Origin of the sequence: Ulvibacterium marinum (genome assembly GCF_003626755.1) — a bacterium.
Classification (GTDB): Bacteria; Bacteroidota; Bacteroidia; order Flavobacteriales; family Flavobacteriaceae; genus Ulvibacterium; species Ulvibacterium marinum.
In genome coordinates this window covers 891,540-910,792 of sequence record NZ_RBCJ01000003.1, presented here as the reverse complement: position 1 = coordinate 910,792, position 19,253 = coordinate 891,540, and the positions used below count along the sequence as shown (strand labels likewise).

The 19,253-nt window shown below is 40.0% G+C and carries 20 protein-coding genes; 7 read left to right on the top strand and 13 right to left on the bottom strand.

What is annotated here, in order from left to right:
• The first annotated feature begins 55 nt into the window (after positions 1–55).
• Complete coding sequence (locus tag D7Z94_RS17075) at positions 56–763, top strand: hypothetical protein (protein ID WP_120713194.1); 708 nt, start codon at positions 56–58, stop codon at positions 761–763.
• A gap of 66 nt (positions 764–829) precedes the next feature.
• Here the strand turns inward: D7Z94_RS17075 and D7Z94_RS17070 are convergent, their stop codons facing one another.
• From D7Z94_RS17070 to D7Z94_RS17025, 10 genes are all read right to left on the bottom strand, one after another.
• A complete protein-coding gene (locus tag D7Z94_RS17070) occupies positions 830–1,993 on the bottom strand; it encodes a sigma-54-dependent transcriptional regulator (RefSeq protein ID WP_120712771.1) in 1,164 nt (387 codons plus the stop codon).
• A 9-nt stretch (positions 1,994–2,002) separates the two neighbouring features.
• On the bottom strand, positions 2,003–2,845 hold the full coding sequence (locus D7Z94_RS17065) for a DUF6268 family outer membrane beta-barrel protein (protein WP_120712770.1): 843 nt from the start codon (positions 2,843–2,845) through the stop codon (positions 2,003–2,005).
• A 31-nt stretch (positions 2,846–2,876) separates the two neighbouring features.
• A complete protein-coding gene (locus D7Z94_RS17060) occupies positions 2,877–3,812 on the bottom strand; it encodes a mechanosensitive ion channel family protein (RefSeq protein ID WP_120712769.1) in 936 nt (311 codons plus the stop codon).
• A 2-nt stretch (positions 3,813–3,814) separates the two neighbouring features.
• Positions 3,815–5,143 (bottom strand): ABC transporter permease, encoded by a 1,329-nt coding sequence (locus tag D7Z94_RS17055; protein ID WP_120712768.1) that lies wholly within the window; start codon positions 5,141–5,143, stop codon positions 3,815–3,817.
• Positions 5,136–6,071 carry an ABC transporter ATP-binding protein gene (locus D7Z94_RS17050; protein WP_120712767.1) on the bottom strand — a complete coding sequence of 312 codons (936 nt, stop codon included), beginning with the start codon at positions 6,069–6,071 and terminating at the stop codon, positions 5,136–5,138. Before D7Z94_RS17050 ends, D7Z94_RS17055 begins: the two co-directional genes overlap by 8 nt.
• A gap of 341 nt (positions 6,072–6,412) precedes the next feature.
• Positions 6,413–7,534, bottom strand: coding sequence for a molecular chaperone DnaJ (gene dnaJ, locus D7Z94_RS17045; protein WP_120712766.1), 1,122 nt, complete (start codon positions 7,532–7,534; stop codon positions 6,413–6,415).
• A 9-nt stretch (positions 7,535–7,543) separates the two neighbouring features.
• Positions 7,544–8,104 carry a nucleotide exchange factor GrpE gene (locus tag D7Z94_RS17040; RefSeq protein WP_120712765.1) on the bottom strand — a complete coding sequence of 187 codons (561 nt, stop codon included), beginning with the start codon at positions 8,102–8,104 and terminating at the stop codon, positions 7,544–7,546.
• 143 nt (positions 8,105–8,247) lie between these two features.
• A complete protein-coding gene (locus tag D7Z94_RS17035; RefSeq protein WP_120712764.1) occupies positions 8,248–9,210 on the bottom strand; it encodes a TIGR01777 family oxidoreductase in 963 nt (320 codons plus the stop codon).
• A 130-nt stretch (positions 9,211–9,340) separates the two neighbouring features.
• Positions 9,341–10,003, bottom strand: coding sequence for a tRNA (5-methylaminomethyl-2-thiouridine)(34)-methyltransferase MnmD (gene mnmD, locus D7Z94_RS17030; RefSeq protein ID WP_120712763.1), 663 nt, complete (start codon positions 10,001–10,003; stop codon positions 9,341–9,343).
• Positions 10,004–10,098: 95 nt separating this feature from the next.
• Positions 10,099–10,602 (bottom strand): DUF4920 domain-containing protein, encoded by a 504-nt coding sequence (locus D7Z94_RS17025; protein WP_120712762.1) that lies wholly within the window; start codon positions 10,600–10,602, stop codon positions 10,099–10,101.
• A gap of 106 nt (positions 10,603–10,708) precedes the next feature.
• Between D7Z94_RS17025 and D7Z94_RS17020 the strand changes: the two genes are divergently transcribed.
• On the top strand, positions 10,709–11,776 hold the full coding sequence (locus D7Z94_RS17020) for a branched-chain amino acid aminotransferase (RefSeq protein WP_120712761.1): 1,068 nt from the start codon (positions 10,709–10,711) through the stop codon (positions 11,774–11,776).
• 79 nt (positions 11,777–11,855) lie between these two features.
• On the opposite strand, the gene D7Z94_RS17015 is transcribed toward D7Z94_RS17020, so the two are convergent.
• Positions 11,856–12,242 carry a pyrophosphohydrolase domain-containing protein gene (locus D7Z94_RS17015; RefSeq protein WP_120712760.1) on the bottom strand — a complete coding sequence of 129 codons (387 nt, stop codon included), beginning with the start codon at positions 12,240–12,242 and terminating at the stop codon, positions 11,856–11,858.
• 544 nt (positions 12,243–12,786) lie between these two features.
• Here D7Z94_RS17015 and crcB point away from each other — a divergent pair.
• The 4 genes from crcB (at position 12,787) to D7Z94_RS16985 (ending at position 16,238) form a co-directional block, all read left to right on the top strand.
• Entirely contained in the window at positions 12,787–13,158 is a 372-nt protein-coding gene (gene crcB, locus D7Z94_RS17000; RefSeq protein WP_120712757.1) for a fluoride efflux transporter CrcB, read from the top strand.
• A gap of 292 nt (positions 13,159–13,450) precedes the next feature.
• On the top strand, positions 13,451–13,789 hold the full coding sequence (locus D7Z94_RS16995; RefSeq protein ID WP_120712756.1) for a P-II family nitrogen regulator: 339 nt from the start codon (positions 13,451–13,453) through the stop codon (positions 13,787–13,789).
• A gap of 28 nt (positions 13,790–13,817) precedes the next feature.
• On the top strand, positions 13,818–15,050 hold the full coding sequence (locus D7Z94_RS16990; RefSeq protein WP_120712755.1) for an ammonium transporter: 1,233 nt from the start codon (positions 13,818–13,820) through the stop codon (positions 15,048–15,050).
• A gap of 117 nt (positions 15,051–15,167) precedes the next feature.
• Positions 15,168–16,238 (top strand): outer membrane beta-barrel protein, encoded by a 1,071-nt coding sequence (locus tag D7Z94_RS16985; protein WP_120712754.1) that lies wholly within the window; start codon positions 15,168–15,170, stop codon positions 16,236–16,238.
• A 73-nt stretch (positions 16,239–16,311) separates the two neighbouring features.
• Here the strand turns inward: D7Z94_RS16985 and D7Z94_RS16980 are convergent, their stop codons facing one another.
• Complete coding sequence (locus D7Z94_RS16980) at positions 16,312–16,962, bottom strand: DUF1684 domain-containing protein (RefSeq protein ID WP_120713193.1); 651 nt, start codon at positions 16,960–16,962, stop codon at positions 16,312–16,314.
• An 85-nt stretch (positions 16,963–17,047) separates the two neighbouring features.
• On the opposite strand from D7Z94_RS16980, the gene D7Z94_RS16975 reads away from it, so the two are divergent.
• Positions 17,048–17,785 carry a DJ-1/PfpI family protein gene (locus tag D7Z94_RS16975; RefSeq protein ID WP_120712753.1) on the top strand — a complete coding sequence of 246 codons (738 nt, stop codon included), beginning with the start codon at positions 17,048–17,050 and terminating at the stop codon, positions 17,783–17,785.
• Here D7Z94_RS16975 and D7Z94_RS16970 read toward each other — a convergent pair.
• Complete coding sequence (locus D7Z94_RS16970; RefSeq protein ID WP_120713192.1) at positions 17,772–19,184, bottom strand: alpha/beta hydrolase; 1,413 nt, start codon at positions 19,182–19,184, stop codon at positions 17,772–17,774. The two genes, D7Z94_RS16975 and D7Z94_RS16970, sit on opposite strands and share 14 nt — an antisense overlap.
• Positions 19,185–19,253 lie beyond the last annotated feature (69 nt).

Sequence of the window (19,253 nt, the reverse complement as noted above, 5' to 3'; positions counted from 1 at the left end):
ATGCTTAACTTTACACTGTAAAATGTCCCAAATTTTACCCTTAAATGATCAAAACATGGAAAAGTGTACAATAGTGCTATGCGCTCTTTTTTCCTGCCTATTATCTTCCTATAAGCCCAGCCCGGCTTGCGAATATGCGGGTTCTAATATTGGCTTTGTTAAGTCTCAGACCGAAAAGGCCATTGCAATGGAAAATATCAATCTAGCCCGGTATTATACCTATAAGGCCTTGAACGCTATTGTTAAATCCAGACAACAACTTTCGGAATGTGGTTGCGAGCATGCGGTACTAAATATAGAGGAAGGGTTCGATAATTTGAAAAGAGCCACGCGTACCACTACCTTGAGCGCCACCAAGATATTATTGAATAGGGCTCTAGAGAATACCCTTGAAGGCTTGGAAGCAGTTTTAACATACGAAGCACATGAAAGCCCTTATCCAAGTGATGTTTTAGTAATGAACACCAAGATGGCAAAGAAAAAAAGGATAATTCTTAAAGATACCGATATCAATGCCCTAAGGAAGAAGATCGATATGTCCTTGGTAAACTACCAAAAGTCGTTGGATAACGTAATTAATTCCGTAGATTGTAAGGAGGCCAAAGCCTTTGCCAAAAAAATTCACGACCATTGCGAACAACAACTCCTAAAACCCAATTTAACCGAGGGAAAGAAATATTACAATCTTAAGACCAAGCAGATTTCAGCCGCAGCTTTGAAGCGATTGGGAGGCTGTGAGGACCAATTACTAAGCAGCAAATAGGCAATTTTCAGGTCTTACCCAAGAGAGCTAAATCCTTTTTTTGAAATCGATTACAATATGCATGGATTATTTGCTGGCAAAAAGGGTAACATCTGCCTCGCTAACTTCTTTCCCGCCAAGAATTATCAGCCGCTCTACCACATTTCGAAGCTCACGGATATTTCCGGTCCAATCATAGGTCTTCAACAGTTTAATGGCCTTGTCCGAGAAAGCCTTTGGAACTATACCTTGTTCCGATGCAATTTTTTTAGCAAAATGTGCTATCAGCAATGGAATATCCTCCCTGCGTTCGTTCAAGGAAGGAACCTTTACCAAGATAACGGCCAATCTATGGTATAGATCCTCCCTGAATCTTCCTTCTTCGATTTCCTTTTTTAGGTTTTTATTGGTGGCCGCAATCACGCGCACATCAACTTTGATATCCCTGTCGGTCCCAACCCTCGAAATCTTGTTTTCCTGTAGGGCCCGGAGTACTTTTGCCTGAGCGGAAAGGCTCATATCCCCTATTTCGTCCAAAAAGATAGTGCCCTTGTTGGCCGCCTCGAACTTTCCCGCCCTGTCCTTTACAGCAGAGGTAAATGCCCCTTTAACATGACCAAAGAGTTCACTTTCTATAAGCTCGGAAGGAATAGCGGCACAGTTGACCTCTATAAAAGGGGCATTGCTTCTTTGGCTTTTTTCATGGATCCAATGTGCTACCAATTCTTTTCCCGTTCCATTGGAACCAGTTATCAAAACCCTTGCATCCGTAGGGGCCACCTTTTCTATCATGTCCTTAATAATAGTGATTTCCTTGCTTTCGCCCACCATTTCATAGTTCTTGCTCACTTTTTTCTTAAGGATCTTGTTTTCCACAACCAACTCCTTACGATCCAAGGCGTTACGTACCGTGGTTAAGAGCCGGTTCAGATCCGGGGGCTTGGATATATAATCAAACGCCCCCAAACGCATGGTATTGACAGCCGTGTCCAAATCGCCATGTCCGGATATCATGATAAAGGGAATTTCAGGTTTAATTTTGCGCGCTGCCTCCAGAACCTCAACCCCATCCATCTTGGGCATTTTTATATCGCAAAGCACCAGATCATAATCGTTATTCTTGATAGTTTCCAAGCCTTTTAGGCCATCCTCGGCCTCCTCCACTTGATAGGTATCATTCTCTTCCGAAAGAATCTTTACCAAAACCCTCCTTATGGCCGATTCATCCTCTATTACCAATATTTTTGACATGCGTTAATTTTAAAAAATTGATATCTTAAATCCTGTCCTAAGATAAATATTTCCCTCATCATTCAAGGTATAAGCCCTGTTCCGACCACCATCCCTTAGCAATCCTTCTTGTGTTAAGGAATACCCCAAAAGACTATAAAATGAAATATACTTTGATATTTTATATTGGTAACCTATAGCACTTACCAGGGCAGAAAGTGAAACCGTTGTTCCCAATATATTTCCAGGAAGTAGGATGTCATTCTGAATATTTACAAAATACCCATCCAAAAATAGTGCCGTTTGTAAAACATGCTTCTTCCGTATGTAATATTTTAAATCCATTCTGGGAATACCCAACGAATAGGACCAATTGGGATGAAATCTCTTTTGGTAGTTGATTAGTGGCAGTGGAAAGGGAAGCCCTGTAGCACTATTGAAAGTAAGTCCCAATATTAAACGAAAAGGTTTGTCGATATCCGGTTTTTCTTTCCATACCAAGGCGGAAAAGTTGAAGAGAAAATCATTATTCTCTATACCTTCTACAAAATTAGATGCCAAACGGGGGGTAGCAATGCCTACAAATCGCCAACTTGGATTCCATTTGAGGATGTATCCCAAGTTCACATCAATAATATGAATCTCTTCCAAGGAACCGGAAGGAAAGGGCAATGGATTGTTAAATTCAAAACGATAGGTATTGTACTCGGACCCTGCGACCAAATAGTTCTCTTTACCCATTTTAATTGGAATATTGAACAAAGCCCGGTATCTCGAGGTACTGATCCCAAAATCATTCTCGGGGATATGCGTATATTCCATTCGCAACAAATCGGTAGTCTGCGAAAGACTCACAGTTTGTATTAAAAACATCCCGAAAAGACTTGCTAAACCCCTGATCAAATTAATCCCCATTCTTTCTTTTGGATTTGTCTACTTGATGATATTGAATGGGCCGATCTTGGAATATATGAACGTCTCTTTGCGGAAATGGGATAGTGATATTGTTTTCCCTAAACCCAGAATCTATTCTGTAGCGCATTTCACTTTTTATTCGAGGGTCTCCAAAACTGTCATTTGTAAAAAAATTAATGGAAAACAGCAATGCGGAATCGCCAAAATCTTCAAATAGGACAAATGGCCTTGGGTTCTTAAGTACGCCTTTTTGGTTATTGGCAACTTCTTCCAATATGCGCGTCACCTTATCGACATCGCTTCCATAGGCCACACCGACATGTACTTTTTCACGGGTCGTAGTATGGTTTTGGGTGTAGTTAAAAACAATATCACTGATAAACTTATGATTTGGAATTATAATTACCTTATCATCGCGGGTAATGGCCCTGGTAGTCCTCAACTTTATTTCGTACACCTTACCTACTTTTCCTTCCACTTCCACAATATCCCCTACATGCACGGATTTATCCAAAATGATAAAAATCCCCCCAATAACGTCCTGAAAAAGTTCCTGTAGCGCCAATCCTAAACCAACGAACAACGCTGCAGATGCCGTAATGAGTATGGTAATGTCTATACCGGCAGCACTCATGGTTATCAAGATTACGGCGACGTACACCACATACTTGATAAATTTGAAAATACTGATGAACTTCAGTTTGTCATCAACATCCATCTTTCGGGTAAACAATCGACGTAGCCATTTGAGAAGAAAACTGGTCGCTAAAAAAGCGACAATGAGGAGTAGCAATATTCCGATAGTTATATCTATGCGCTTATCGCCTTGACCTATATGAAGGCCAAGGTCCAAAAACTCCTTTATTGCACCCCAAATATCCTCCTTAATGATTTCCTCTACCTTATTCCCCTCTTCCTGAACCATGATCAATATTTTAGCCACTTGTACAATTCCTTATAGCTCGGTTTTTTACCATACATTAAAATCCCTACCCTATAAATCTTTGCCGCCAACCAGACTATTCCTATGAATGTTCCGACCAATAATACAACAGAGGCGATAAGCTGCCAAATGGGTACTCCTCCCTCTCCTATCCCACCGGGCAACCGCATGAGCATAACAATCGGTGATGTAAGTGGAAATAGGGAAAAGCCAACGGCTATGGGCCCGTGAGGATTACTGAATACTGAAAAAAAACCGACATAGATGGCAAGCATCAAAGGCAGTATAATTGGAAAGATAAATTGTTGAGTATCCGTTTCGTTATCCACGGCCGCCCCAATGGCGGCATAGATGGAACTATAAATCAAATATCCCAATATGAAGTATAGGACAAAAAATGCAATAAGCATAAACCATGGTATTTTCATGAATTCGATGGCATACAACTGTAGGTCCTCGTCCATTGGGGATATGGATTGTGCCATTCCCGGGGCTAAATGTGTACTATTGTTTAATACCGAAAGGTCTACCCCAAAAAATGCAAATACCAGGAATAGAAGCAAAGAAGCGGAAAGAATCCAAATGGCAAATTGTGTAACACCCGCCAGGGAAGTACCTATTATTTTGCCCATCATCAATTGAAAGGGTTTAACGGAAGAAATAATAACTTCAATAATCCTACTGGTTTTTTCCTCAATTACACTTCGCATGACAAAACCTCCATAAATAATTATGAACATCATTATAAGATAGCCAAATCCACCACCAATAAAAGCTTTGACTTCATTAATGCCCTTAAGGTTGAGCTGACCCGAAAATGTAGCTGTTTTAATTTCAAAACGATTATCCACATTTGCAAACTCCTTGGCGGAAACTCCCAAATTTTGAATCCTTTGCTGGAAAAGGCGGTTTTGAAAAATGCGCTCCAATCTCTCTAGAACATTGGTACTAGGAGCTTCCTTACTAAAAAAAAATGCATTTTTGGCTACCTGTTCAAGATTTGCACCCTTAGGTATGTGAAGCAATCCATAATACCCCATGTGCAATGTAGAATCTTTGGCGGACTGCAAGGCTATATCCTTAAAATTAACATATCCTGTAGTCTCCGTTGTTAGAAATTCGTTGGAAAAGAAGTCACTTTCATTTAATACACCGATTATTCTTTTTTCATTGTCATTTATTTTGGTTAGGTAGGCAATTAAAACCACCATACCTACCATTAAAATTGGGCTCAAAAAAGTCATTATCACAAAAGACTTGTTCCGTACTTTGGCCAAATATTCCCTTTTTATGATTAAAGGTAGCTTATTCATGAACCTCCTTACTTTGTACTGTTTCTATAAAAATGTCATTCGCAGAAGGTATAGTTTCTACAAAGCGCACAATATTGGCTCTACTGGAAAGGTGGGCCAACATTTCCTTGGAATCGGCAAAAGGTAATTCTACCGTTAATTCCAATTGACTTTCTCCTGGAAGATACGTTGATGAACGTACTTTGAATTTCCCCTCCAATTCCTTCAAAAGGGAGTCGCCATCTTCAACTTCCAGGCAAACATCAAATACATTATTTTTGTAATCCTTTTTTATATCCGATAATTTTCCATCCAATACTTTTTCAGAATTATGGAGCAGCGCAATATATTCACATAACTCTTCAACGGACTCCATTCTGTGGGTAGAAAAGATTATGGAGGTACCATTTTCCTTAAGTTTCAATATTTCGTCCTTGATAATGTTAGCGTTGATAGGATCAAAACCGCTAAAGGGTTCATCAAAAATCAAAAGTTTGGGTCTATGGAGAACAGTTACGATGAACTGTATTTTTTGAGCCATTCCTTTAGAAAGTTCCTGTACCTTTTTATGCCACCATCCTTCTATTTCAAATCGCTCGAACCAAAACTTTAGACGTTTTTTGGCTTCCGATTTACCAAGGCCCTTTAATTGCGCCAAATACAGGGCTTGCTCGCCGACCTTCATACTCTTGTAAAGGCCTCTTTCTTCCGGCAAATATCCTATTTGCGCAATATGGTGTGCATTTAGGGGCTCCCCGTCAAAAAATACTTCGCCTTCGTCAGGAAAGGCTATCTGGTTTATGATTCGTATTAGGGTAGTTTTCCCAGCTCCATTTGGGCCTAGCAGTCCATAAATGCTGTTCTTGGGAATTTCTAGGGATACTTTGTTCAGTGCTGTATGCTCTCCAAATCGTTTGGTAACCTCTTTAGTAACCAAAATGTTATTCATGCAAGCAATTTTGCCAAAGATATAGAATTGCTTTAAAAAGTGTTCCTGTTTTTCGGTATTTTCTATTCACTAGGAAAGTGAATCGCCTTTGCTTTCAGTATCCATAGCGACAGGTAATATATTGGTTATACCTAACATAAAGGCTAGTTTCCACGTACCTTTGGGAGCACTCCAATAAAACAAAATCGGCTTGTCGCGAATTTAACCTCTCTAAAAAACAAAACCCACCCTTAAAGAAATTAAGGATGGGAAAAAAATTGCTATGAAAAAGAAAATTAATATTGGTTTCCCAATATCAAATCAAATATACGTTTTTTATTTAAAACCCAAATACTATTTGGTCATGAGAACATATCTTTAACTTTCTCGAAAAAAGATTTATCCGATTTTTCGGGTTTTGGCTCAAAATTATCATTCCCCTGCATACGTTCAAAAAACTCCTTTTGTTCCTTGGTAAGCTCTTTTGGGGTCCAAACATTAACATGGACCAAAAGGTCGCCACTTCCATATCCGTTGATGCTTGAAATCCCTTTGCCACGCAATCGCAATATCTTGCCCGACTGAATTCCGGGTTCTAGTTTTATTCTAACTTTTCCTCCTACGGCGTCAATTTCTTTGGAAGTTCCCAAAACAGCCTCGGAAATACTAATGTACAGGTCATAATGGAGATTATCTCCCTCACGTTTTAATGTGTTGTGATCTTCGGTCTCTATAGCCACCAACAAATCGCCTGGAATCCCGTTTCCGGGGGCTTCGTTCCCTTTGCCCGTTACCTTTAACTGCATCCCTTCCTCTACTCCGGCCGGAATCTGGATCGATACCGTTTCTTCAGTTACTTTTAGCCCCTGGGAATCGGCATCACTAGGTCTCTTATCCAGGATTTGGCCACTACCACCACAGGTAGTACAAGTGGTAGCTGTTTGCATACGCCCCAATATGGTATTGGTTATCTTGGCTACCTGTCCTCTACCGTTGCAGGTTCCACATGTTTTATAGGTAACGCCCTTGGCCTGGACTTTTCTACGAACTTTTACCTTTTTTTCAACTCCATGGGCAACTTCTTCCAAGTTAAGCTTTACACGTATTCTTAAATTACTGCCTTTTACCCTACGCTGGCCTCCTCCGCCAAAACCGCCGAAACCGGAGAAATTACCGCCACCAAAGGCACTCCCAAAGATATCTCCGAATTGGCTAAAGATATCTTCCATATTCATTCCGCCACCGCCAAAGCCACCTCCACCTTCAAAGGCCGCATGTCCAAATTGGTCATATCGCGCTTTTTTATCCGGGTTACTAAGAACTTCATAAGCCTCTGCCGATTTTTTAAACATTTCTTCGGCCTGGGAATCTCCCGGGTTTTTATCAGGATGATACTCCAATGCCTTTTTGCGATACGCCTTTTTAATCTCGGCGGCGGTGGCATTTTTGTTTACTCCCAATATATCATAATAGTCTTCCTTCATACCTCGTTTTTAATTTCCGTACACCACTTTGGGATGACGGATTATCCTATCTCCCAGCTTATAACCCTTTTCTATGACATCAATAATTTTTCCCTTTAACTTCTTATTGGGTGCGGCAATCTGGGTAATGGCATCATGTACTTCCGCGTCGAACGTATCGCCCTGTTCCACAGCTACTTCTTCCAAACCTTTGGACTTAAGGGTTTCCCTTAATTTTGTACTTATCAATTCTACCCCTTTGAACATTTCGGTATCGTCCGACTTTGCCAATTCTTTCAAGGCCCTGTCAAAATCGTCGATAACCGGTAAAAGTGAAACTATGACTTCTTGTCCCGCGGTTTTGAACAAGTCCATCCTTTCTTTAGAAGTCCTCTTTTTGTAATTTTCGAACTCGGCAAATAGTCGCAGAAATTTATCTTTTTCCTTGGCCAAATCTTCCCGAAGTATCTCCTCCTCCGTTAGTGCGTTCTTCTCGGAATTAATTTCCTGATCTTGACCATTTTCTTCCGCGGATATATTTTCTTCGGAAACGATTCCATCCATTTCCTCTGCCTTGGCTTTCTTACTCATATAATTTTAGACTTATTATTCAATCTTTTTTCCAGGTGGCAAAAGTACTGCCATTTCTTTAAAAATGTCAAAATGTCATCAAACTTTATAAAAAAATCCGCCATAAGCGGATATCTTAAAGTGGAAAAATGTATTGTTCCGTGTTAGGAGAGAAACTCTTTTTGAAGAAGTTTATCCGGTGATTTTTTTTCGTCCTCCCTATCGTAAATATTTTCCAAGGTTTTACAAATGTTCTTATGGTGGAAAACAAAACCTTCTTCTTCTATCTTTTTAGAGCTTACCCGCTGACTTGCAAATAAAATGTAGGACATCTCACCAAGAATTGCGTTCATAACGAATTTTGGAATATTCGGTAAAAGCAAGGGTCTCTCCAAGACTTTGGCGATTTCCTTTATAAGTTTATTATTCGTAACCGGATTAGGGCCTACACCATTGTATGTGCCTTGTAATCTATTTTCCGCACTAAAGAGGAAAATCCGGGCCAGGTCACGAATATGTATCCAGGATTGCCATTGCTCGCCTGAACCAAATCCAGTTCCGACATAATTCTTGACAGGTTTGGCCATCTCGGGCAAGGCACCGCCTCCTGAGGCCATTACTAAACCGATTCGGATTTTGGCAACAGAAAAACCAAAAGATGTTAATGTATCTATTTCCTTTTCCCAAGCCAAAACGACTTCGCCTAAAAAACTTTGATCCACTTCTCTTTCATCCTCTAAATAATAGCTGGTCAAGGAATTGGGATAGATGCCAATAGCGGATGCCGAAACAAAGGAGGTGATACGGTCACTATCAACTTTCTTCAAAGCATGGTACAACGTTCTGACCGTATTGACTCTGCTGGACATTATTTCCTTTTTATAATCAGATGTCCATCTTTGGGAAATACTGGATCCTGCCAAATTTATTATGGCATCGACCTCGTAGAAACAGTCCATATCTATTTCTCCGGAGCTTGGGTTCCAATAAAACCCCTTGTAATTATCTCTAGAGACAATTTTATCCTTGCTTGTGGACAAGTAGTTAACGGAAATGCCTTGTGAGTGGCAAAGGTCTACAATTTCGCGACCAATCAATCCCGTTGCTCCTGAAATCAAAATTCTCATAATGCAAAACTAATTGATTTAGAAAGCAGAACACCTAGATTTAATTAAGGTTTAACAATGTTGTTTAAGGTTATGTTTTCGGTTGACAGCGTAAATTGGAAATCCGCCTTACCTTTCGGGATAAGGCGTTTTAAGGTTTCTTGGCCCGGAGCATTTCACGTTTTCCCGGAGGGCCGGGCAGACGTTCCACGATGAATCCAACCGATTGCATGGCCCTACGTACGCTGCCTTTAGCGGAATATGTAACCAAAATCCCTCCTTTTTTTAAGGCCAGAAACATTTTCTCAAAAATGGTATCGGTCCAAAGCTCCGGTTGTACCCTAGCTCCGAAAGCATCAAAATATACCAGATCAAACAAAGCTTTGGCATCTATGGTCAGAAAATCTATCTGTTGTTTATGCAATACAAAGTTGTTCGAAATCCCACAATCTTCCTCCCAAGGACATTCGTGCATTTTTTCAAAAGCGCTTTGGAATTCCTTTACTTTTAATTCTGTGATATAGTTTAACTGCCCAATTTCTGTCGGGGAAGGTGGATATGCCTCCACTCCGGTATAACTGATATTTAAATCCATTCTTTCCGCTTCCATAAAGGTAATCAAGGCGTTTAGGCCCGTACCAAAACCGATTTCCAAAATGGAAATAGGACTGTTTTTAAAAAGAGAAAGCCCACTTTTAATGAATACATGGTATGCTTCTTGGACCGCACCATGTTTGGAATGGTAATGTTCGTCCCAATCCTCCAAATAAATGGTTTTTGAGCCATCTGCCGTGGTAACGACTTTTCTTTTCATTTTACTGAATGGAAGAGTTAAAAAAAGCTTGTTTTGGATATGGTAGAATGAATGTCTTGGAAGCGGCAAACTCTTACGTAATGACTCCTTACAAATTAGTCTTTTAGCAAAACCCCCACTGCCTCAAAACCATAGGTCTTTTTGGGTTCTGTGATTTTTTCGATTTCCATTTCGGACTTACCTCCATCCCTTGCAAAGTGTTTTTGATCGGCGACACTCATTTCCTCAACAAATGCAGTTCCACTTACTACCACCTCTTTTCCAGTAATATCCTTGGGCACAAAAAAACCGTAATCCTTAAAACGGACCATGGTTACGCTATCATCATTTAGTTTAAGCTTCATCCAACAGCCCTTGGCCTGGCACACATCGGTGACGGTAGCCCTGAATTTGATTTTAGACGAGTCCATAACGGACATGGTCTGGTATTTAGCATACATATCCCTATCGGAAATTGCATCGTTGGCCACAATTGCGTTTCCAAATGTAAGGTCTCTTTTGCCACTTCCATCACTATTTTCGATGCTCTTCTGGATATTTTGCCCATAACCACCTATATATAACATCAAAATAGCGGCTAAAACGTTAAATCTTTTCATTTCTGACAAAAATTAGTTTCCTACTACAAATCTGATCAATTTTGAACGAAAAAAGAAGAGCCGATAAAGAGAAATCACTAATTTTATGGTTTAAAATTTTATCAAGATGATCGGTACGGCCCAGAAAATTGCGATAGAGAAGACCAAAACCTCTAAAATTACATCGGTAGATTTTGACAATCTTCCTTTTGGAAGCGTATTCTCTGACCATATGCTGGTCTGCGATTATAGGAACGGTGCTTGGGAAGCGCCAAAGATTATGCCCTATCAACCCATAAGTTTGGATCCTTCCGCCAAAATTTTTCATTACGGACAATCCGTTTTTGAGGGAATGAAGGCATACCGGGATAAAGACCATAACATATGGTTATTTCGTCCTGAGGATAATTACAAACGCTTGAACGTTTCCTCAAAACGGATGGCTATGCCAGAACTGCCCAAGGAGTATTTCATGGAAGGGTTAAAGACCCTTTTACAGTTGGACCGGGACTGGATTCCCCAATCCGAGGGTAGCTCCTTATATGTACGGCCGTTCATTTTTGCTTCAGGGCGAGGTTTCCATGCTTCCCCAGCGGATGAATACAAGTTTATCATTGCCACAGCACCTTCCGGTGCCTACTTTTCCTCGGGTAAAGTAAAGGTCTTAATAGAGGAAACGTATTCCAGGGCCGCTAATGGCGGGGTAGGCTTTGCCAAGGCAGGTGGAAATTATGCAGGACAATTTTACCCTACACAACTTGCCGTTGAAAAAGGATACCAGCAGGTTATCTGGACCGATGACAATGCGCATGAATACATTGAAGAGGCCGGAGCCATGAACATTTTTGTTCGAATCAAAGACACTTTGGTTACGGGACCGGTTAGCGATCGCATATTGGATGGAATTACCCGAAAGAGTATTTTAGAAATTGCCAGGGAGGAGGGTATTCCTGCAGAGGTTCGAAAGCTTAAAGTAAACGAGGTAGTAGAAGCTGCTAAAAACGGTACTTTAAAAGAAATGTTCGGCGCAGGTACCGCAGCCGTGGTCTCCCCTATTGCTGCCTTTGGCTATCGTGGATCCGATTACGATCTACCACAGCTAGAAAAGAGCTATGCTTCACGATTTAAAAAGCGCATAACGGACATTCAATATAACCGATCCGAAGATTCGTTCGGATGGCGGTTTAAGGTATAGGTTTGTGATTTATAAAAACTAAGTAGGCAATTACACTTCTAAAAAATCAGAACTAGTTTTATGTATAATTCAATCCCAATCAACGATCCAAGACCCCTTGGATATCCGGTTTAAAGTAATTGGGGCCCTTAAGGACTTTACCATCTTCGCGATAAATAGGCTTACCATCTGCTCCCAATTTGCTCATATTGCTGCGCTGTATTTCCTCAAATACCTCCTCTATCTTATGTTGCATTCCATGTTCTAAAATGGTGCCACAAAGAATATAGAGCATATCGCCTAAGGCATCGGCCACTTCGGTTAAATCATCCGCAGTAGCAGCTTCTAGATATTCGCGATTCTCTTCGTCCATAAGGTTAAACCTAAGAAGGTTCTTATCTGCGCCCAAATTAGCTTTCAGGGTATGGGAAACCCCCAGGCCAAAAGATTTATGAAACTGTTCAACCGCACTGATTTTGCTTTTCATTCCTATACTTTTTACGTTAGCTTTGCATAAAAATACAGTATATGTTCAGCACTGGGCAAGTGATTTTTGCGCTACTTTTCATCATTTTATTCACTATTCTCATAATTAAAGCATACGGAAAGGATAAAAAATTACATCTCAAGAATTACAAGGGAGTCCAATGGGTGGCTATCGGCTTCGCGGTATTCATAATAATTCTTTTCTGTATCAAGTTCTTTCTTAAAAATTGACCTTGAAAATTGAATTCACCACAAAAATGTTTATTCTGACAACAATTTTTCAATTTTCTTCGTTTAAGATAACAAATGGCGTAATTTTGCGTTAATCATCTAAAAGAGGTAATTTTAAATGATAACTTTTTTTACCATATTATTTGTTTTAATCGGAATTAACGCATTAATGATGATTTTCAGTCTTAGCAGCGTAGGCCAAAAGACAAAAAGATCGGAAGGGAATGCCAAAAATTCCGTTACCTCAAAAATCTATCCCATAGATTCGGCTTCTTCTAAGTACAAGAAAGCCGTTTAGTTTTTTACCTTTGGGTATGAAGCAACTTCTTCTTGTCTTTTTGGGAGGTGGTTTTGGGAGCATGCTCAGGTATCTTATCTCAAGAATTTTCAACGATTATTTTCAATACTTTTTTTTAGGCACCTTCTTGGTCAATGTTCTGGGATCTTTACTTATAGGACTTATCTTAGGACTTTCCCTAAAAGGCGATTATCTTAATCAAAATCAAATATTGATATTGGCTACAGGCTTCTGTGGTGGTTTTACAACTTTCTCGGCTTTTGCCTTTGAAAAGCACTCGCTTCTTACATCAGGAGAACTCTTTCACTTTTCATTGTATACCTTGTCCAGTATCGTTATTGGCATCTTTGCCATTGCCTTAGGTCTATGGTTGGCAAAGTTGTTATAAATGTAACAATATCGCATTTCCTTTACCCATTCTTAACATTATTAATCATTTCAATTGATTTTTTGAGTATTTCTTAAAAAAATCTTCCTTTTTCAAGGTTTCCTTCAAAAAACCATGAATGGGTGTGTACCTATCAATTCATATTTTCATTTTTTTACATCTATTTAGGACATACCCATAAAATTTATGGGGTTAAATTAAAATAGTGATAAAAATTAATGACATACCCCTTAATTTTTTGGGGTTATGTTTTTTTTAACAATATTTGGCAACATAAATAATTAAATCAACAATGAAACAGATCGAAGCAATTATCAGAAAATCCAAATTTGATGATGTCAAGGATGCATTACATCAAATTGAGGTCAACTTCTTTAGTTACTGGGATGTAACTGGGGTTGGAAATGAAAAGCAAGGACATGTCTATCGTGGTATTTCCTATAGTACTACAGATATACAGAGAAGGTATTTGTCCATCGTAGTCTCGGATGAGTTTTTACAACGCACCGTGGATACCATCTTAGAATCTGCTTACACCGGCAACGTTGGCGACGGGAAAATATTTGTATCCGAGGTCATCGAGGCCTATAGGATACGTACCAAGGAAAACGGACAAGCGGGTATAAACTAAATTTTAAACTAACTAAACGTATTATAAAATGGACGCAGGATTATTTACAGCAAATAATGTATGGATGATGTTGGCTACGGCCTTGGTTTTTTTCATGCATACGGGCTTTGCCTTTTTGGAAATTGGCTTGACCCGGCAAAAGAATACAATCAATATTCTCTTTAAGAATATCTTTATTATCACCGTAGGCCTTTTGCTTTACTATGCTTGGGGCTTCAATTTAATGTACCCTGGTTTTGAAGATGGAGATTCAGGTTTTCTAAAATTCGCCGGTTTTGGAATCGGAGCGCCGGATGGCGGTATGACTCCTGATTATGCAGACGGAGGATATACTTGGTGGACGGATTTCCTTTTCCAGGGAATGTTCGCGGCCACAGCGGCTACTATCGTATCCGGAGCTGTTGCAGAACGTATTAAAATTGGATCCTTCATGATTTTTACCGTAATCTACGTGGGATTAGTTTATCCTATAGTAGGTGCCTGGAAATGGGGCGGTGGTTTCTTGGATTCCTGGGGCTTTTACGATTTTGCGGGATCCACCTTGGTACATTCCGTTGGAGGATGGGCAGCATTGGTAGCCATAGCCTTACTAGGTGCTCGAATCGGTAAATTTGGAGACGATGGAAAACCCAAGGCTATCCCTGGTCATAGTATACCTATGGCAACCGCAGGTGTTCTTATTCTGTGGTTGGGTTGGTTCGGATTTAATGGGGGTTCCGTACTTTCCGCAGACCCCGAATTGACTTCCCTAGTGTTGGTAACTACATGTTTAGCGGCTGCAGCTGGTGGTGTCGGTGCATTTTTTCTTTCAACCGTACTTTATAAAAATTTGGATTTGACCATGTTCCTTAACGGAATTCTTGGAGGGTTGGTAGGTATAACCGCAGGTGCGGACCTTATGTCCCCCAATGAAGCCGTGGTCATTGGTTTTATTGCAGGTCTTATTATCGTAGGTGGTGTAGCCTTGATAGATAAACTAAAGTTGGACGATCCCGTAGGCGCGGTTACCGTTCACTTGATCTGTGGTATTTGGGGAACCTTAGCCGTAGGTATTTTTGGGTCCATGGCCGGAGGAGGTCAATTTATGACCCAGTTGTACGGTGTGCTTATAATAGGAGCATTCTGTGTCGTGACTTCCTTAATTATATTAGGAGCCCTAAAAGCCATCATGGGTCTAAGAGTATCCAAAGAAGAAGAAGTAGAAGGTTTGGATCTCCACGAACATGGTATGGACGCTTACCCTGATTTTACAAATGACTAATTAAAATGAGAAGGAAACGGAGCGTTTGGCAGAACGCTCCGTTTAAAAAAACCTTTTTCAAAATAGTTTAAATCAATCAATATAAAAATCCCTTTGGGATATCTAAAATCTAAACTTATGAAAACGATTACAAATACAAATTTCGTAAAAAATGTCGTTCTTTTGGCAATCATGCTTGTAGGAACAGTTTCGTTTGCCCAAGAAGAGGACGAGGAAGAAAAGAAATTCTCCTTTAGCGGCACCGTTGATGTTTATTATCGTGCAAATCTAAATGCGGACAATTCGGCTCCTGGAGGCACACCAAATGCGGCCCCGGGCTCCTCCTTTGCAAACTTACCTGGTTTTGCTTTGGGCATGGCCAATGTAATTGCTGGCTATGAGGGTGAAAAAGTAGGTTTTGTGGCCGATTTGGTTTTTGGACCTAGAGGAACGGATGCTATTTTTAACTCTCCAATATATTCCGCAACGGGAAATGTGGTTAACCAATTATATGCCTATTGGAATGTTAGCGACGCTGTTACGCTTACTGTCGGGAATTTCAATACCTTTTTGGGATATGAGGTTATTTCACCTTCTGCCAATTTTAACTATAGTACATCTTACTTATTCTCTTACGGTCCCTTTTCCCACACGGGGTTGAAAGCCGATTTTGCACTATCCGATGATTTTAGTTTAATGTTGGCCGTAATGAACCGGACTGATGTTACCGAGCTCAATTTAGATGGAAAGTATGCTTATGGTCTACAACTGGGTTATAGCGGTCAATACTTAAACCTACTTGTTGACAACGGGGCTTATGAAATTGATTTTACAGGAGGTTTTGATCTCTCCGATTCATTTTTCCTAGGGATAAACGCCGCCTATTTTGATGGTGACGGTGCTGGTGATTTTGCAGGGGTAGCACTTTATCCCCAATTGGCAACTTCCGAAAACTTTACTATTGGTCTTAGGGGCGAATATTTTACCGAGACCGATTTTTTCGGAGCCATCGGGGGATCGGATGCCGATGGAGATGCTAGTGTTTTTGCAGTTACCCTAACGGGTAGTGCTACCATTGGCGATTTAATCATCAAGCCCGAATTACGACTGGATAGTGCATCTGAGGAATCCGGAAATTTTCTGGATAGCGATTTAAATCCTCAAAAAAGTCTTTCATCTTTTTTATTGGCCGCTATCTATCAGTTCTAAACCTTTAATTGGTTGATTTATTTATATATTTCGAGCAATCGAAGACCCTGGCAGCAATGTCAGGGTTCTTTTTTTATTCGGTATCTGGTTCAAATGCTTTTACACCCGCCAAAATCTGTGTACTCAAAGCATTGATACCTGGCACGATAGGACAGGAGTATTTTTTGTTGTAGGCACAATAGGGATTGTAGGCCCTATTGAAGTCGATTTTTATATTATCGCCTCTTGGAATCCGCAAATCGATATACCGCCCTCCGGTATAGGTTTCTTCACCATTGGTTTTGTCCGTAAAAGGTAAAAAGAGATAGTCCTCATAGCCTTCCTGAAGCATCAATTCCGGGTTTTGATAGATTTCCAGCTGCTGCCTTTTTCCATCTAACATAAAGTGGGCAATACCATATACTACTTCCTTAGATTTTCTATCCGTGGTGGTGGGCATTAAAAAAGGAACGGCATCCGGGGTTCTAATAAATTTGGCATGAACGATAAAGTTGGTATCCGGAGCAAAAAAATCCAAACTTTCAAAATTCTTGCGATATCTATCCGGTAAAGGAGATGTTTCCGGGTCTTTGAATTCTTTATTCAGTTCATTTTGAAAATCCAAAATATCCTGAATCGCATCGACTTGAACATCATTACTTTTCCGTAACGATAGGTCATGGTATTTTTTTCCCTGTTTACAACTGAGAAAAAAACAAATTAAAATAAAGGTATAAAAACGCATTTCCACTAAAGGTTTCTTCAAAAATACAATTTTAAGAATTCGTACTTTGTACGAAGCGTTGTACATTGTCATAAATTAAAATTTTATGGTCAAAATATTTGGCATATTGATTTCTACATTGACCCTAGTATCCTGCGAAGGAACCAATACTTTAAAAACGCAGAAACCTGAACTTGAACGGATAATGCCAAAGCTTAAACCGGATAGATATAACGTTGCTTTTTTGATTATGGAAGGCACGTATAACACGGAATTTACCGCTCCTTACGACATTTTTCAACACACCCAATATCGGAAAGGGATACGGGCAATGAATACCTTTACGGTAGCCAATACCTCGGAGCCTGTAACCACTTTTGAAGGTTTACGGATTCTACCTGATATGGATTATACAAAGGATTCTCTCCCCAAAATTGATATTTTGGTAGTACCTAGTGCGGAACATCATCTGAACACGGATTTGAAGGATACGGCAATGTTGAATTTTGTGAAACGTGTAGATCAAAATGCGCTATTCATGACCTCTCATTGCGACGGTGCATTTGTTCTGGCCAAGGCCGGACTTTTGGACCATGTGTCCTCCACCACTTTCCCAAGTGATATTGACCGGTATAGAGAAATGTTTCCAAATCTACAGGTAAAGGACGAAGTACTATTTGTCCATGATGGTAAGTACATTACCTCGGTCGGAGGTGCAAAAAGTTTTGAGGCTGCCCTATATCTATGCGAATTATTGTATGGGAAGGAAATCGCCGAGTCTATCGCCAAGGGCTTGGTCATAAATTGGGACTTGGAAGAAGTTCCAAGGTTTATTCGTCAATAATGTCATATCTGGCCTCTTTCAAGTATTTCTCCACAATTTCATTAAACTGCGGTGTAATCCGCAATAGGGCCGTATTCTCCAAGTTGTAAAGTCCTTTTTTGTCTTGAAAACCATTCTTTAAGAGTTCTTCCAAATAAAATAACGCTGTTCCGTAATCTTCCATTTTTGAGCTTTCGGAAATCACTTTTAGATAATAGGAAAAGTCACCAGAATCCGTTATGGTCTTTAACATCCATAAAAAAATCAAAGCTTCTCTATCTACGTTTTTCTCTATACTGATAATATCAATGTTGTCTTCTATAAGGGCGTTGACGTAACCTTTTAACCGTTTTCCCATTTGACGCTCAAATACTTTTGCGCTTTTATCCAATTTCTTAAGTTCTTCCATTTGATAATTCCACCACCCAAGGTTATTGTAGTTATAGGTAAGGATGTCCTCTTCCAAATAATACACATAATCTTCCCTAATAAGGGTCTCCCTAAAAAAGATAGCGTTTTGATCCCGATTTTGTGCTTTGAAGAGCTTGCTCCTTTTTAATACCTTTTTGCTATTTGCCAAAGAATCAACAGTCAGATGTGGTCTAAATACATCGATTACTTCATCCAACAGTCCATTTGCAATCAAAGGCTTTTGTGAGGCGACCCAGTTATTGACCATTACAAGATTTTCCTCATAAATCTTTTTTATAAAACCGTTGTCACTTGGAATATGTCCTTTGGCCATTGATGCCAGGGTCAAAAACTCCATCGCCGTGGAAAGATATTCTTGTGTAGGCCATTGGTGCTCGCCTTCAAAAACCAAAAGTTGGTTGGGAAATCTTAATCTATTCAATATTTTTTCCAAGGCCAACATCTCCGGATAATTGAAATCGGAATTTCCTACAATTCCAACAAATTGAAACGGCCTTTTACTGGTCAAAACTTCAGTATTTGCGACAGAGGCGCCACAAGAAATAACACCTTGGATATTTTTTACAAAAGTGGGCACCAAACTTGCAAAGCGTGCACCATTGGAAAATCCAGCGGTATAACCCCGTTTTGAGTGAATGGGAAACATTGATGAGACCGTGTTGAACATTCTGGTGGAAATCCTAATATTTTGTGTAATGGACAGGCTATCCCTAATGTCATTGGAAGCCGCCAAAATATAGTTCTCCTCCTCCGCCGCACCGACAAACATACTTAGGGCTTGCTTCCCTCGGCCCTTCATATCATAAACAAAAATAACCGGCCATTTCCTGGAAGCATCAAAATTGGTGGGAAGGTATAGGGCAAAAGTCTCCGGAATAGTATCATTAACCTTAATACCATCGGTTATGATTCCTTTTTTTAGAGCCATTTGTTGAGCATGCGAAGTAAAAGCTACAGCAAGAGCCAGGAACAGTAAAAATCTCTTCATACCATAAGTTTCATCAAAAATCCGGCCAAAAAAATACAAGGTCTGTAGAAATAGTTTCAAAAAAGGTAA